This is a genomic window from Bacillus haynesii, from assembly GCF_001969855.1.
GTDB classification, from domain to species: domain Bacteria; phylum Bacillota; class Bacilli; order Bacillales; family Bacillaceae; genus Bacillus; species Bacillus haynesii.
Genome location: NZ_MRBL01000023.1, coordinates 72,156 through 87,073, shown reverse-complemented (window position 1 = coordinate 87,073; position 14,918 = coordinate 72,156). Strand labels below are relative to the sequence as shown.

Below are 14,918 nucleotides of genomic sequence, written 5' to 3'. Positions count from 1 at the left end.
TAAGATGATCAAAAAGCTATTAATTGCGAACAGGGGAGAAATTGCTGTCAGAATTATCAGAGCTTGTAAAGAACTGGGGATTGAAACAGTAGCCGTCTTTTCCGAGGCCGACAGAGAGGCGCTCCATGTTCAGATGGCTGATGAAGCATTTTGCATCGGACCTAAGCTTTCAAAAGACAGCTACTTGAATATAACGAACATCGTCAGCGTCGCTAAAATGACCGGTGCTGATGCGATTCACCCGGGATACGGCTTCCTGGCGGAAAACGCCGATTTTGCCGAGCTTTGCGAAGAGGTAAACGTAACCTTCGTAGGTCCGACAGCAGACGCGATTTCTAAGATGGGAACGAAGGATGTTGCAAGGGAAACAATGCAGCAGGCCGGCGTTCCGATCGTACCGGGCTCCAAAGGAATTATAGAAGATATTGAAGATGCGGTTTCATTGGCACGCGATATAGGGTATCCTGTCATTATAAAGGCAACTGCCGGGGGCGGCGGAAAAGGAATCAGGGTCGCCCGTACGGAAGAAGAACTGATCAACGGCATTAAAATCACCCAGCAGGAAGCTGCCACCGCTTTCGGCAACCCGGGTGTGTACATTGAAAAATACATTGAAGACTTCAGGCACGTCGAGATCCAAGTGCTTGCAGACACACACGGAAACACGATTCACTTGGGTGAGCGCGACTGCTCAATCCAAAGAAGGCTCCAAAAACTGCTTGAAGAAACCCCTTCACCTGCTCTGGATGAGGGAATCAGGGAGCAGATGGGGCAGGCGGCCGTAAAAGCGGCTGAAGCCGTGAAGTACACGGGCGCGGGAACGGTTGAATTTATCTACGATTACCGCGAGCAGAAGTTCTATTTTATGGAAATGAACACGCGCATTCAGGTTGAGCATCCGGTGACAGAGATGGTGACGGGCGTTGATCTGATTAAAGAGCAGATCAGAGTGGCGTCAGGCGAAAAATTAACCCTCACCCAAGATGAAGTCACCTTTAACGGCTGGGCAATCGAATGCCGGATTAATGCGGAAAACCCTGAGAAAAACTTCATGCCTTCTCCGGGAAAAATCGAGATGTATCTGCCTCCGGGCGGGCTCGGCGTCAGAGTGGACTCCGCGGCTTATCCGGGATACTCGATTCCCCCTTATTACGACAGCATGATTGCAAAAGTCATCACTTACGGGAAGACGAGGGAAGAAGCTGTTTCAAGGATGAAAAGAGCGTTGAGCGAATTCGTCATCGAAGGCGTTCATACGACGATACCGTTCCATCTGAAGCTGCTTGAGCACGAAACATTCGTAAGCGGAGAATTTAATACGAAGTTTTTAGAAATATATGATGTAATGGGGTCGTAATTTTAACGGAGGTGAACATATTGAAAGACGACAACAGCTTATTGGAAATGAGCCATGAAGACAATCATTTAGGAAAAGTGGAGATCGCTCCGGAAGTCATCGAAGTCATTGCCGGAATCGCAGCTTCCGAAGTTGAGGGCGTAGCTGAAATGCGCGGCAATTTCGCGACAGGTGTCGTGGAACGGTTTGGAAAAAAGAATCACGGCAAAGGCGTCAAAGTTGATTTGTCCGATGACGGAATTATCATTGATGTTTATTGCGTGATGATGTTTGGCGTTTCGATTCCTAAAGTTGCAAATGCCGTTCAGGATAATATCCGCCAGACGCTTCTCAATATGACAGCTCTTTCGATTAATGAAATCAATATTCACATCGTTGGCATTCAATTCGATTCAAAAACGCACGAGGTGGAAGTCGATCAAGAGATGTAGTGCGGTGAAGTGGAAGAACCAAGGGGAATGACGGCCCTTTGGTTTTTTCATGTTCCGTTTTAAAAAATAACGTTTAAAGGCATCTTTCCGCCGTTATCGATCAAAAATAAGAGAAACCGGAAAGTTTGTTAAGAAGTTCGAAAAACGAATGATAATAAATGATTGTTTCTTATTATTCGGTTATTGACGATAAAACCGCGATTTTTGCATGCGGAAAGACTAAAAATATGATATGATCTCTTTGTGGCTTAAACGGCAAGCAGCAAAGAGGGTTAAAGGAGAAAAAGAAAGAATGAAAAGAAGAACAGCAAGAGAAAAGGCTTTGCAGTCACTATTCCAGATTGATGTCAGTGATATTGAACCGAATGAAGCGATGCAGCATGCCTTGGACGGGCAGGAGAGCGACGCTTTTTTCGAGCAGCTTGTTTACGGGGTCTTAGAGAACAAAGAGAAAATCGATGAGATGATCAAACAGCATCTCGTCAATTGGAAGCTTGACAGGCTGGCGAATGTCGACCGCGCGATTTTGCGTTTGTCCGCCTACGAAATGATCTTTTTAGATGACATACCTGTCAACGTCTCTATGAATGAAGCGATTGAACTGGCAAAGCAATTTGGTGATGACAAGTCGGCGAAGTTTATAAACGGTGTTCTTTCTAACATTAAATCCGATCTTGAATAATCTAGGAGGAGAGCAAATGACAGCAACCATCATCGACGGGAAAGAAACAGCAAAGGAAAAGCGCGGGCAGCTGGCCAAGGAAGTTGAAGAGCTGAAAAAACAAGGAGTTACCCCGGGACTGGCCGTTATTTTAATTGGTGATGATCCGGCGTCTCTTTCATATGTACGGGGAAAGAAAAAAGCAGCTGAAGCAATGGGGATTCGTTTTCAGCTGGATCATTTCGATGCAAGCTTCTCTGAACAGGAGCTGCTTGAAGTGATTGACCAGTACAACCAAAATGACGACTTTCACGGAATTCTTGTCCAGCTGCCTCTTCCGGATCATATTTCCGAACAAGCGGTGATCGAAAGAATATCCCCTGACAAAGATGTTGACGGTTTTCATCCATTAAACGTAGGGAAGATGCTGCTTGGCGAAGATACATTTCTGCCTTGCACACCTGCGGGCATCGTGGAGCTTTTAAAGAAAACCGAAATTGATCTGTCGGGAAAAGAGGTTGTTGTCGTCGGGCGAAGCAATATCGTCGGAAAGCCGGTAGGGCAGCTGCTCTTGAACGAAAACGCAACCGTTACGTACTGCCATTCAAGAACGGCCGACATTACGGCTCATACAAAAAAAGCCGACATTCTGATTGTCGCTGTCGGAAAGGCGAATTTCATTAAAGCGGATCAAATGAAAGAGGGAGCCGTTGTCATCGATGTCGGCGTCAACCGCCTTGACAACGGAAAGCTCGTCGGTGATGTTGATTTTGAAGAAGCGAAGGAAAAGGCTTCCTATATTACACCTGTACCGGGCGGTGTCGGTCCGATGACGATTACAATGCTGGCCCATAACACGGTTAAATCAGCGAAGCGTACAATTTAACTTTAATGTACAACCGTTCATCCGCCTGGTCTCGCGCCGGCGGATGAACGTTCTTGTGCCTTCTTAGAAAGGAGACTGTGCCATGAGTGAAATATCATTTGTCACGGTCACGGCTTTGACAAAATATATTAAGCGCAAATTTGACGTGGACCCCCATCTTGAAGATATTTGGATCAAGGGCGAGCTGTCAAATGTTAAAATACATAGCAGAGGCCATATTTATTTTACACTGAAAGATGATAATGCCCGCATTCAATCCGTCATGTTCGCCAGACAAAACAGAAATCTCGCCTTTACCCCTGAAAACGGGATGAAAGTATTGGTGAGAGGCGGCATTTCGGTATATGAACCGAGCGGCAACTATCAGCTTTATGCAAAAGAAATACAGCCGGACGGCATAGGTGCGCTTCATCTCGCGTATGAGGAACTTAAGAAAAAGCTATCGCAAGAAGGCTTGTTTGATGAAAAATACAAGATACCCATCCCCGCGTTCCCATCCGTCGTCGGTGTTGTCACGTCTCCAACTGGAGCGGCTGTACGCGATGTGATCACCACCATTAAAAGAAGATACCCCCTTGTAAAAGTGATCGTCCTTCCTACGCTTGTTCAAGGAATAAACGCGGGCGAGTCCATCGTAAGCAGCATCAAAGAGGCTAACCGCAGAGAGTTATGCGATGTATTAATCGTCGGACGCGGAGGAGGATCAATCGAAGAGCTGTGGGCATTTAACGAAGAGGCTGTCGCCAGGGCCATTTTTTCTTCTGACATTCCGGTCATTTCCGCTGTCGGGCATGAAACGGATTTTACAATCAGCGATTTTGTCGCGGATTTGCGCGCGGCGACCCCGACAGGAGCGGCCGAACTGGCCGTACCTAATATGCTTGATTTGCTGGAGCGTCTGAAAACGCTCGAAGCGAGAATGACAAAATCGATGCAGCAGGATTTAAAAAAGCGGCAGGAGCGGCTGAAAAACCTTCAGTCTTCCTATGCCTTCCGATACCCGAAACGGCTATATGCCCAAAAGGAACAGGAATTCGACCTGATATTCGACCGCTTCCAAAAACAGCTGGCGATGACCGTCGACCGCAAAAAGCAAAAACTGAACGAGCAGACATACAAGCTGGAGATGCTTCATCCAGAGGAGCAGCTTAAACAAGCGAGAAAGAGGCATGAAGAGCAAACAGTCCGGCTGAAGCGGAATATGAATGTGCAGCTTAAGCAGATTCACTCGCAGTTTCAAACGGTTCTTGGTAAACTGAATGCATTAAGCCCTCTCCAAGTGATGGAAAGAGGGTACAGTTTGACATATAAAGAAAACGAATTGATTAAAAGTATTGAACAGGTTCATGCAAAAGACGAGATCCGCGTCACATTAAACGATGGGACACTGACCTGTGAGGTACTGCAAAAGAGAGGCGAAACAAATGGCTGAAGAAAACAAAACAAACCGGGAGAACCTGACATTTGAAGAGGCGATGAAAGGTCTGGAACAGATCGTATCAAAACTTGAAGAAGGGGACGTGCCTTTGGAAAAGGCGATTGACTATTTTCAGGAAGGGATGGCTCTTTCGAAAATGTGCCACGAAAAACTGCAAAATGTCGAAAAGCAGATGGACTACATTTTGCGGGAGAATGGAGAATTAGCTCCTTTCAGTGTTCGGGAGGAGGAAAAAGGTGACCGGTAAACTTGACGGATTTTTAATTTCGAGAAAAACAGTAATTGAAGAGCGCCTTCCGATGTATATTAAAGACCTGGAAGCGCCGTCCATCCTCAAGGAATCCATGCTGTACTCATTGGAAGCCGGGGGGAAACGGCTGAGACCGATTTTGGTTCTTGCGCTTCTTCATGCGTACGGAAAAGACGAAGAAGCCGGAATTCCGGTCGGATGCGCGGTTGAAATGATCCATACGTATTCATTAATCCATGATGATCTTCCTTGTATGGATGACGATGACCTCAGAAGAGGAAAGCTGACAAACCACAAAATTTACGGGGAGGCGACGGCCATTCTCGCCGGAGACGCCTTATTAACCGAAAGCTTCAAAATGATCACTTCCAATATGCCTTCTGATGTATCCGCTGAAAAACGCATCAGACTGGTGAATGAGCTGATTTCGGCAGCGGGGGCTGAAGGCATGGTCGGCGGCCAGATTTTAGATATGGAAGCGGAATCAAAGTCTGTATCTCTTGATGAACTGCAGCGGATTCACGAAGGGAAAACGGCTAAACTCCTCAGCTTCAGCGTCATCGCGGGGGCGATTCTTGCGGATGCATCTGAAAAAGAGATCGAAAAGCTCCGCGAATTCAGCCATCATATCGGCATCGGCTTCCAGATCAGAGATGACATTCTGGACCTTGAAGGCTCAGAGGATAAAATCGGCAAACGGATCGGATCTGACGCGACAAACGGAAAATCGACCTATCCGTCGCTCCTTTCGCTTGAGGGCGCCAACAAAAAGCTTGATGAACATATTGAAAAAGCAAAACAGCTGATTTCAGAGCTTCCGCTTGAAAAAGAGCTTCTTTACGAGTTGTGCGATATGATTGCCGCTAGGGATCATTGATACAGGGCTTCCATTTGAGCATCAAAGGCTTATTATGATAAAATGTAGAGAGTTGAACTTTAAAACGCCGCGCCGTTATCACGTTGTGTTAGCGGCTGTTTTTTCAAACGAAGCGTCCGCATATGCAAGTTTGCGCATGGGGATGAATTCATCATATAATAATTCAAGCTGAAAACCTAAAACGAAGCAAGGCGCATACTTGCAGAAATCATGCTGAAAGTGAGTTGATCCGATTGGATCTGTTATCGATAAAGGACCCTGCATTTTTGAAGAACCTTTCAAATGAAGAACTGGAAAGCTTGAGCGCTGAAATTCGCCGTTTTTTAATTGAAACGCTTTCCGAATCCGGAGGGCACATTGGTCCGAATCTCGGCGTTGTCGAGCTTACCCTTGCATTGCATAAAGAATTTAACAGCCCGAAAGATAAGTTTTTGTGGGATGTGGGGCATCAATCGTATGTCCATAAATTGCTGACAGGCCGCGGAAAGGACTTCGCCACGCTGCGTCAGCATAAAGGACTGTGCGGTTTTCCAAAGCGGAATGAAAGCGAACATGATGTCTGGGAAACGGGCCACAGTTCGACTTCTCTCTCCGGTGCGATGGGGATGGCGGCTGCGAGAGACTTAAAAGGCACAAACGAATATATCATCCCGATCATCGGAGACGGTGCACTGACCGGCGGCATGGCACTTGAAGCGCTTAACCATATCGGCCATGAACAAAAAGATATGATTGTCATTTTGAATGACAACGAAATGAGTATCGCTCCAAACGTCGGAGCGATTCATTCCATGCTCGGACGGCTGCGCACAGCCGGAAAATACCAATGGGTCAAAGATGAGCTCGAGTATTTGTTCAAGCGGATTCCTGCTGTTGGCGGGAAGCTTGCCGCTACAGCCGAGCGGATCAAAGACAGCCTTAAATATCTGCTCGTATCCGGGATGTTCTTTGAAGAACTTGGATTTACGTATTTAGGGCCTGTAGACGGTCATTCCTATGATGAACTGTTTGAGAACTTGCAGTATGCGAAGAAAACGAAAGGCCCGGTACTCCTCCACGTTATTACGAAAAAAGGAAAAGGCTACAAGCCTGCGGAAACCGATAAAACCGGTACATGGCACGGAACCGGCCCATATAAAATCGATACCGGTGACTTTGTCAAACCGAAAGCTGCTGCACCATCATGGAGCGCGCTCGTAAGCGAAACGGTCAGGAAGCTTGCCCGCGAGGATGAACGGATTGTGGCGATTACTCCGGCCATGCCTGTCGGTTCAAAACTTGAAGGTTTTGCAAGCGAGTTTCCGGAGCGCATGTTTGATGTCGGCATTGCGGAACAGCATGCGGCAACGATGGCGGCGGGGCTCGCGACTCAAAATATGAAGCCGTTTCTGGCGATCTATTCGACATTTCTTCAGCGCGCTTATGACCAGGTTGTCCATGATATCTGCCGGCAAAACTTAAATGTATTTATCGGCATTGACAGAGCAGGCCTCGTCGGCGCTGACGGGGAAACACACCAGGGCGTGTTTGACATTGCTTATTTACGGCATATTCCGAATTTGGTTCTCATGATGCCGAAAGACGAAAACGAAGGCCAGCACATGGTCAACACGGCTGTCAAATACGACGATGGCCCGATTGCCATGCGCTTTCCGCGCGGAAACGGACTCGGCGTCAAAATGGATAAAAAGTTGAAAACGATCCCGATCGGAACGTGGGAAGTGCTGAGACCTGGGACAGACGCGGTCATTTTAACGTTTGGCACCACCATTCCGATGGCGCTTGCTGCTGCTGAGGAGCTGCAAAAAGAAGGCCGTTCGGTCAGAGTGGTTAACGCCCGTTTTATCAAGCCGCTTGACGAAAACATGCTGAAGGAAATCCTGAACGAGGGGCTTCCGATTTTAACGATCGAAGAGGCTGTGCTTCAAGGCGGATTCGGCAGCTCGATCCTTGAGTATGCCCATGAACATCAGTCTTACAGTCCGATCATTGACAGAATGGGGATACCTGATCAATTTATTGAACACGGCAGCGTCGCCAAGCTTCTGGAAGAGATCGGAATGACAAAAGAAGACGTCATCAGACGAATAAGACTCTTGACGCCCGTAAAGACTCATAAAGGAATTGGATCATGACAGGAAAAAAAGAACGGCTCGACGTTTTATTAGTAGAAAGAGGGTTAATGGAAACGCGGGAAAAAGCGAAAAGAGCCATCATGGCCGGCATCGTCTATACAAATGAAAACAGACTGGACAAGCCGGGCGAAAAGGTTGACCGCACGATTCCGCTGACCGTTAAAGGAAACCCGTTAAAATACGTCTCAAGAGGCGGATTAAAACTTGAAAAAGCATTAAAAGAGTTTCAGCTCTCCGTTCAAGGAAAGCTGATGATTGACATCGGCTCGTCCACCGGCGGCTTTACAGACTGCGCGCTGCAGAACGGCGCTCTCCGCTCATATGCCGTTGATGTCGGTTATAATCAGCTCGCCTGGAAGCTGAGGCAGGATGAGCGGGTTGTTGTGATGGAACGCACCAATTTCCGGTATTGCACACCTGCCGATTTTACGGAAGGACTGCCGGAGTTCGCGACAATCGATGTCTCTTTTATCTCATTGAAAATCATCCTGCCTGTCCTTAAGAATATTTTAGTGCCGGGAAGCGAGTGCATCGCTCTCGTCAAACCGCAGTTTGAAGCAGGGCGGGAATCCGTCGGGAAAAAAGGGATCGTCCGCGATCCCCTCGTCCATCAAGCTGTGCTTGATGATATCAGCCGGTTTGCGGCCCGAGAAGGATACGACTGCCGAAACGCTTCGTTTTCTCCGATTACCGGCGGCGACGGCAACATCGAATTCCTTCTCCATTTGCATTGGGGCGGAGAGGCGCAACCCGGAACACCGATAGCAGAAGAGACGATCAATCATATTGTCGAAGAGGCTCACAAGACATTAAAAGCGAAAAAACCGGATCAGCGTGATTAAAAACCCTTGCAGGTCAGACGGAATGCGAGGGTTTGGCCGGCACGCAAAAAGGAATAATAGTGGGCTATTATTCCTTTTTTACTGCAAACATGTACTTTTCCGACAAAATCATTTAACATAAATGTATAAACATACACAATTTGTGTATAAAACGAGGTGTAAAATGAACAAAGGTCAAAGGCATATTAAAATCAGAGAGATTATCACCGCCAATGAAATTGAAACGCAGGATGAGCTTGTCGATATTTTAAAGAAAGACGGCTATAATGTGACGCAGGCCACCGTCTCGCGGGACATTAAAGAGCTTCATTTGGTCAAGGTGCCGACAAACAACGGTTCCTACAAATACAGCCTGCCTGCTGATCAGCGCTTTAATCCTCTTTCCAAATTAAAAAGATCATTGATGGACGCATTTGTCAAAATCGACTCCGCCAGCCATCTGATAGTTTTAAAAACAATGCCGGGCAACGCGCAGGCGATCGGGGCGCTGATGGATAATTTGGATTGGGAAGAAATCATGGGAACGATCTGCGGAGATGATACGATTTTGATCATCTGCCGGACGCATGATGATACCAAAGTCGTACAGAAGAAAATATTGGAGCTTTTATAAACGAAGGCCTGAAAAGAGGTGTCATGAAAGCTTGTTAGCTGAATTAACGATCAAAAACTTTGCCATTATCGAAGAATTAACCGTTTCCTTTGAAAAAGGACTGACGGTTCTAACCGGTGAAACCGGGGCCGGAAAATCGATCATCATCGACGCCGTCTCTTTGCTTGTCGGAGGCCGCGGATCGTCCGAATATGTCAGGTATGGCGAAAAAAGGGCCGAATTGGAAGGGCTTTTCCTCCTCGACGGGGGCCATCCGGTTTTTGATTTGTGCACAGAACTGGGGATTGAAGCCTCAGACGACATGATCGTCATGAGGAGAGATATTAACGCAAACGGCAAGAGCATCTGCCGCGTCAATGGGAAACTTGTCACCATTGCCGCTTTGCGGGAAGTCGGCAGACTGCTGCTTGACATTCACGGGCAGCACGACAATCAGCTGCTGATGGAGGACGAGCACCATCTTCAGCTTCTGGACAGGTTTGCGGGAGAAGAAATCGAGAATGCTTTAAAAGCGTATCAGGAAGTTTACAGCCGCTACATGGATGTCATGAAAAAGGTGAAAGAGCTTTCTGAAAGCGAGCAGGAAATGGCTCACAGGCTCGATTTAATACAATTCCAGCTTGATGAAATCGAATCTGCAAACCTTGAGCCGAAAGAGGATGAACTTCTTCAGGAAGAGCGCCGTCAAATTGCAAATTTCGAAAAAATATATGAAGCGCTGCAAAATGCCTATAATGCGCTTCGCAACGAGCAGGCCGGGCTTGACTGGGTCGGCATGGCTTCAAGCGAGCTTGAAAACGTCTCAGGCATCAATGAAGGGCTCAATAAAGTATCTGAATCCGTAGCCAATGCTTACTACATTCTCGAAGATTCAACCTTTCAGATCAGAAATATGCTGGATGAACTCGAATACGACCCAGAGCGCCTCGATTATATCGAATCGCGTTTAAACGAAATCAAACAGCTGAAACGCAAATATGGCGCTACTGTCGAAGACATCCAAGCCTATTCGGCTAAGATAGAGGAAGAGATCGACCGGATCGAAAACCGGGACAGCCACTTGCAGGCTTTAAAATTCCGACTCGAATCAATCGGCAAGGATGTGGCGATTGAAGCTGCCAATGTGTCCGAAATCAGAAAAAAATGGGCGAAAAAACTGGCCAAACAGATTCAGCAGGAACTGAAAGATCTGTATATGGAAAAATCGACATTCGATACGGAATTTCATGTGAAAAAAGCGGAACGGGATGATGATGCACCCGTCGTCAACGGAATGCCGGTTCAGCTCACAAAACACGGCATTGACACCGTCCGTTTCCTGATCTCCACAAACACAGGAGAACCGCTCAAATCTTTGTCAAAGGTTGCTTCGGGAGGAGAGCTGTCAAGAATCATGCTGGCGATGAAAAGCATTTTCTCCGCTCAGCAGGATGTCACATCGATCATTTTTGATGAAGTGGACACAGGTGTAAGCGGAAGAGTCGCACAGGCGATCGCTGAAAAAATACACCGCGTCTCGATCGGCTCTCAAGTTTTATGCATTACCCACTTGCCGCAGGTGGCCGCGATGGCTGACACTCACCTTTTGATCACGAAACAGTCGAAAGACGGGAGAACGACGACAAGCGTCACACCTTTGTCAAAACAGGAAAAAATTACGGAAATCGGCCGGATGATCGCCGGCGTTGAAGTAACGGATTTGACGAAGCGTCATGCGAAAGAACTTTTGAATCAAGCTAAGCTCGTCAAGACCAGCGGATAAGCTGTTCATCTTGAACAGCTTATTTTTTTTGTCGGCATTTTCTTATACAAACTCATTCTTATCATTTTATCCAATGTTTTTCTTCCGTTCACAGTTATAAATCGCTGTCCGGAAGGCAAAAGTAATGAATGTAGCGAAAGAAATTTATATGGTGTGGGTTAGGTGCGAGGAGAGTGAAAAGGTGGATGTTGAAAAAATCAGAAAAGCTGTGGGTATGATTCTCCTTGTTTCTTTAATAAGTGTAGGATTTTACAAACCGGTGAAAGAATACATTGTAATACCAAAAAACTTGAACATTTTTGAGACGGGTACCCGTGCGGTTGAAACGAGCTTATCCGTCAGTACTCCGAAAGATGGATCATCGGAAGCATTCACATTGAAAGAAAATCAAAACGAAGTGGAAATAAAAGGTGAAAAGAATGGAAAGGCAGAACTCGTTTATGATTTTGCCGGATTTCCAGTTAAAAAAACGAAAGTAAATGTCCTGCCTGATTTGAAAGTGGTTCCCGGCGGGCAGTCCATTGGTGTAAAGCTTCATTCCGTTGGTGTATTGGTCGTGGGTTTTCATCAAATCAATACCTCTGAAGGCAAAAAATCGCCCGGTGAAGCAGCCGGAATCGCGGTAGGCGACATTATCACCGAAATCAACGGCACGAAAATCGAAAAAATGAATGACATTACCCCTTTTATTCAAAAGGCCGGGAAAACAGGAGAAACCTTACATCTGTCGATTAAAAGAGATAAACAGGAAATCAAAACGAAGCTCGTTCCGAAAAAAGATCAGGCTGAAGACAAATACAGAATCGGCTTATATATCAGGGACTCTGCCGCAGGAATCGGCACAATGACTTTTTTCGAGCCGAAATCGAAAAAATACGGAGCGCTTGGTCACGTGATTTCAGACATGGATACGAAAAAACCGATCGTTGTTGAAAAAGGGCAAATTGTGAAATCGACCGTCACCTCGATTGAAAAAGGAACAGGTGGAAATCCCGGAGAAAAACTGGCCCGTTTCGCATCAGAACGAAAAGTGATCGGCGATATCAACAGAAACAGTCCATTCGGAATCTTCGGGACGCTTCACGAGTCAATCAAAAACCGCATCGCTGACAAAGCCATTCCGATTGCATTTTCAGATGAAGTAAAAGAAGGTCCTGCCCAAATTTTAACGGTTATTGAAAACGATAAAGTCGAGAAATTCGATATTCAGGTCGTCAGTACGACACCTCAGAAGTTTCCGGCCACAAAAGGCATGGTGCTGAAAATCACCGACCCGAGGCTGTTGAGTAAAACAGGAGGCATCGTTCAAGGGATGAGCGGAAGCCCGATCATCCAAAACGGAAAGATCATTGGCGCCGTAACCCACGTTTTCGTCAATGATCCGACGAGCGGATACGGCGTGCATATTGAATGGATGCTGTCTGAAGCGGGAATCGATATTTATAAAAAAGAAAAAGCAAGCTGACTGCTGCCGGATTCCTCCGGCAGTTTTTGTTTTCGCCTTTTTTTCTTGAGCGTTGTGCGTTAAAATGAAAGAAGAAAAGATTTTTCGACAAATTCACGTTCCCCGGTTTGTCAAGTCGCATTTTAAGTCGAAAAATCGAGAAAATCAGAAAAAAACAGAGAAAAAGCTAGACATACCACTATTATTGGAAAAATCCTTTTTTAAAAAAGGGAATAAAGTGGTGCTGTCGAATTAAACATATTAGAAAAAGAATGATGAAATTTATCAACATACACATTGGGGAGGAAGAAACGTGGAGAAAATTAAAGTATGTGTTGCTGATGATAACAGGGAGCTTGTTGGCCTATTAAGCGAATATATCGAGGGACAAAGCGACATGGAAGTGCTTGGTGTCGCATACAACGGACAGGAATGCCTTTCTTTGTTTAAAGACAAAGAGCCCGACGTGCTTGTGCTGGATATTATCATGCCTCATCTCGACGGATTGGCCGTTCTTGAGAGGCTGAGGGAATCACAGCTTAAAAAGCAGCCGAATGTCATCATGCTGACGGCGTTCGGCCAGGAAGACGTGACGAAAAAAGCTGTAGATTTGGGCGCGTCGTATTTTATTTTGAAGCCTTTTGATATGGAGAACTTAGTCGGCCATATCCGCCAGGTCAGCGGAAACGGATCTCAATTGACACACCGTGCCCCGTCTTCTCAAAGCAGTGTGCTTCGGCCGCAGCCGGAATCGCCGAAGAAAAACCTGGATGCCAGCATCACGACTATCATCCACGAAATCGGCGTACCCGCTCATATAAAAGGCTATTTATACTTAAGAGAAGCCATCTCCATGGTGTATAACGACATCGAACTGCTCGGGAGCATTACAAAAGTGCTTTATCCTGATATCGCCAAAAAATTCAACACGACTGCAAGCCGCGTCGAACGGGCGATTCGCCACGCCATCGAAGTCGCATGGAGCAGAGGCAACATCGACTCGATTTCGTCACTTTTCGGCTACACAGTCAGCATGTCAAAAGCAAAGCCGACCAATAGTGAGTTCATCGCGATGGTCGCAGATAAGCTGAGACTGGAGCATAAGGCTTCTTAAACAGGTGATTATTCGGCATTTGCTGAATTTGTGCAAGTGAACCTCGTCTTTGTAGACGAGGTTATTTTTTTGCGAAAATGTTCTGGTTACAATGAGAGCTGCAAAAACAGTGCATATGATGTAAAATCATCCCTCGCTTTGAGAGTACCAATATATTGGAAATTAGACACTTTTTATACAAGTTTAACTATTATACGATGAAATATGGGAAACGGAGGATTTAAGAGGCCTTCGAAGCCAATCTCGAGTTAAAAGTATGAAAAAAGCGGGTGGTATGATGATCTTTTCGAAAACAGATCTTCGCTATTATCTCGAACAAGACAAGAAAGCGTTAGGAATCTCAAGTCGAAAAAGGCCTAAATGGTTTGGTGATGATATTTGGAAGTATCAGATAGCCTTGCGCAAACATGAATATTACACAAATGTCAACTCCAAGGTGTTCAAGCATGTTTACCGGTATCTGCATAAAAAGAGAGGATTGAAGCTCGGGTTTGACATCCCGGTGAATGTTTTCGGTCCGGGGTTGAGGATCAACCATTACGGTTTGCTCATCGTAAACAGCAATGCAAAAATAGGTGCAAACTGTGACATTCATCAAGGAGTTAACATCGGACAAAATCACGCTCACCACGATGTTCCCACAATCGGAGACAATGTCTGGATCGGGCCGGGAGCAAAACTCTTTGGCGGCATTCACATTGCCGACGGCATTTCGATTGGCGCAAACGCCGTAGTCAACAAATCTTTCACTGAGGAAAACATTACAATAGCCGGTGTGCCTGCCAAAAAGATTAAAGAGGCGCCGTCAACAAGGGACCGGAAGCGGGCTGTGCAGCAGCAAATCTAAGCATAAGAACTGTGGAAGGAGCAGCGCCACTGACCATCCGCTTCATGAAGGAGGAGGGCTTTTATTAAATAAAAGAGTATTTGTTCTTGCATTCCTGCAAGTTCTGATAAAAACTACATAGCACGCAGCCGGCTTGCGGCGCATCCGTCTATTTTTCAAAGTTTGTCTCACGCCCTGTGAATTGCTGTCATAGACTGAATCTATAAAGCGAAAGCCGCATAAAACGTCTTTTTTCTTATGAAAAAGGCGTTTTTTTATACA

14 protein-coding genes are annotated in these 14,918 nt (G+C 46.1%); all 14 read left to right on the top strand.

Annotation, left to right across the window (positions count from 1 at the left end):
- The first annotated feature begins 4 nt into the window (after positions 1–4).
- Positions 5–1,357, top strand: a complete 1,353-nt coding sequence (gene accC, locus BTA31_RS18575) for an acetyl-CoA carboxylase biotin carboxylase subunit (protein WP_003183389.1) — start codon at positions 5–7, stop codon at positions 1,355–1,357.
- 47 nt (positions 1,358–1,404) lie between these two features.
- Positions 1,405–1,788: an Asp23/Gls24 family envelope stress response protein gene (locus BTA31_RS18570; RefSeq protein ID WP_031304734.1), complete on the top strand. Its 384-nt coding sequence runs from the start codon at positions 1,405–1,407 to the stop codon at positions 1,786–1,788.
- Positions 1,789–2,080: 292 nt separating this feature from the next.
- A complete protein-coding gene (gene nusB, locus BTA31_RS18565; protein WP_043927843.1) occupies positions 2,081–2,470 on the top strand; it encodes a transcription antitermination factor NusB in 390 nt (129 codons plus the stop codon).
- A 16-nt stretch (positions 2,471–2,486) separates the two neighbouring features.
- Positions 2,487–3,335: a bifunctional methylenetetrahydrofolate dehydrogenase/methenyltetrahydrofolate cyclohydrolase FolD gene (gene folD, locus BTA31_RS18560; protein ID WP_076793466.1), complete on the top strand. Its 849-nt coding sequence runs from the start codon at positions 2,487–2,489 to the stop codon at positions 3,333–3,335.
- Positions 3,336–3,417: 82 nt separating this feature from the next.
- A complete protein-coding gene (gene xseA / locus BTA31_RS18555) occupies positions 3,418–4,767 on the top strand; it encodes an exodeoxyribonuclease VII large subunit (RefSeq protein ID WP_076793465.1) in 1,350 nt (449 codons plus the stop codon).
- Entirely contained in the window at positions 4,760–5,020 is a 261-nt protein-coding gene (locus BTA31_RS18550; protein ID WP_043927838.1) for an exodeoxyribonuclease VII small subunit, read from the top strand. Before xseA ends, BTA31_RS18550 begins: the two co-directional genes overlap by 8 nt.
- Entirely contained in the window at positions 5,010–5,900 is an 891-nt protein-coding gene (locus BTA31_RS18545) for a polyprenyl synthetase family protein (RefSeq protein ID WP_076793464.1), read from the top strand. The genes BTA31_RS18550 and BTA31_RS18545 overlap by 11 nt, the downstream gene beginning before the upstream one ends.
- A gap of 233 nt (positions 5,901–6,133) precedes the next feature.
- The gene (gene dxs, locus BTA31_RS18540; protein WP_076793463.1) at positions 6,134–8,035 is read left to right on the top strand and encodes a 1-deoxy-D-xylulose-5-phosphate synthase; all 1,902 of its coding nucleotides are present in this window, start codon (positions 6,134–6,136) and stop codon (positions 8,033–8,035) included.
- Positions 8,032–8,877 carry a TlyA family RNA methyltransferase gene (locus BTA31_RS18535; RefSeq protein WP_076793462.1) on the top strand — a complete coding sequence of 282 codons (846 nt, stop codon included), beginning with the start codon at positions 8,032–8,034 and terminating at the stop codon, positions 8,875–8,877. Before dxs ends, BTA31_RS18535 begins: the two co-directional genes overlap by 4 nt.
- 163 nt (positions 8,878–9,040) lie before the next feature.
- Positions 9,041–9,490 carry a transcriptional regulator AhrC/ArgR gene (gene ahrC, locus BTA31_RS18530; RefSeq protein WP_003183369.1) on the top strand — a complete coding sequence of 150 codons (450 nt, stop codon included), beginning with the start codon at positions 9,041–9,043 and terminating at the stop codon, positions 9,488–9,490.
- Positions 9,491–9,521: 31 nt separating this feature from the next.
- Positions 9,522–11,252 carry a DNA repair protein RecN gene (gene recN, locus BTA31_RS18525; protein WP_076793461.1) on the top strand — a complete coding sequence of 577 codons (1,731 nt, stop codon included), beginning with the start codon at positions 9,522–9,524 and terminating at the stop codon, positions 11,250–11,252.
- 148 nt (positions 11,253–11,400) lie between these two features.
- Positions 11,401–12,717, top strand: a complete 1,317-nt coding sequence (gene spoIVB, locus BTA31_RS18520) for a SpoIVB peptidase (RefSeq protein WP_043927930.1) — start codon at positions 11,401–11,403, stop codon at positions 12,715–12,717.
- A 292-nt stretch (positions 12,718–13,009) separates the two neighbouring features.
- A complete protein-coding gene (gene spo0A / locus BTA31_RS18515; RefSeq protein WP_003183361.1) occupies positions 13,010–13,810 on the top strand; it encodes a sporulation transcription factor Spo0A in 801 nt (266 codons plus the stop codon).
- 277 nt (positions 13,811–14,087) lie between these two features.
- Positions 14,088–14,657 (top strand): serine O-acetyltransferase, encoded by a 570-nt coding sequence (locus BTA31_RS23170; RefSeq protein WP_043927929.1) that lies wholly within the window; start codon positions 14,088–14,090, stop codon positions 14,655–14,657.
- Positions 14,658–14,918: the final 261 nt, after the last annotated feature.

What these genes read in the sequence shown, in the direction of transcription:
- accC (WP_003183389.1), top strand. Translation starts at nt 5, where the DNA reads ATGATCAAAAAGCTATTAATTGCGAACAGGGGAGAAATTGCTGTCAGA.
- BTA31_RS18570 (WP_031304734.1), top strand. Translation starts at nt 1,405, where the DNA reads ATGAGCCATGAAGACAATCATTTAGGAAAAGTGGAGATCGCTCCGGAA.
- nusB (WP_043927843.1), top strand. Translation starts at nt 2,081, where the DNA reads ATGAAAAGAAGAACAGCAAGAGAAAAGGCTTTGCAGTCACTATTCCAG.
- folD (WP_076793466.1), top strand. Translation starts at nt 2,487, where the DNA reads ATGACAGCAACCATCATCGACGGGAAAGAAACAGCAAAGGAAAAGCGC.
- xseA (WP_076793465.1), top strand. Translation starts at nt 3,418, where the DNA reads ATGAGTGAAATATCATTTGTCACGGTCACGGCTTTGACAAAATATATT.
- BTA31_RS18550 (WP_043927838.1), top strand. Translation starts at nt 4,760, where the DNA reads ATGGCTGAAGAAAACAAAACAAACCGGGAGAACCTGACATTTGAAGAG.
- BTA31_RS18535 (WP_076793462.1), top strand. Translation starts at nt 8,032, where the DNA reads ATGACAGGAAAAAAAGAACGGCTCGACGTTTTATTAGTAGAAAGAGGG.
- ahrC (WP_003183369.1), top strand. Translation starts at nt 9,041, where the DNA reads ATGAACAAAGGTCAAAGGCATATTAAAATCAGAGAGATTATCACCGCC.
- spoIVB (WP_043927930.1), top strand. Translation starts at nt 11,401, where the DNA reads ATGGTGTGGGTTAGGTGCGAGGAGAGTGAAAAGGTGGATGTTGAAAAA.
- BTA31_RS23170 (WP_043927929.1), top strand. Translation starts at nt 14,088, where the DNA reads ATGATCTTTTCGAAAACAGATCTTCGCTATTATCTCGAACAAGACAAG.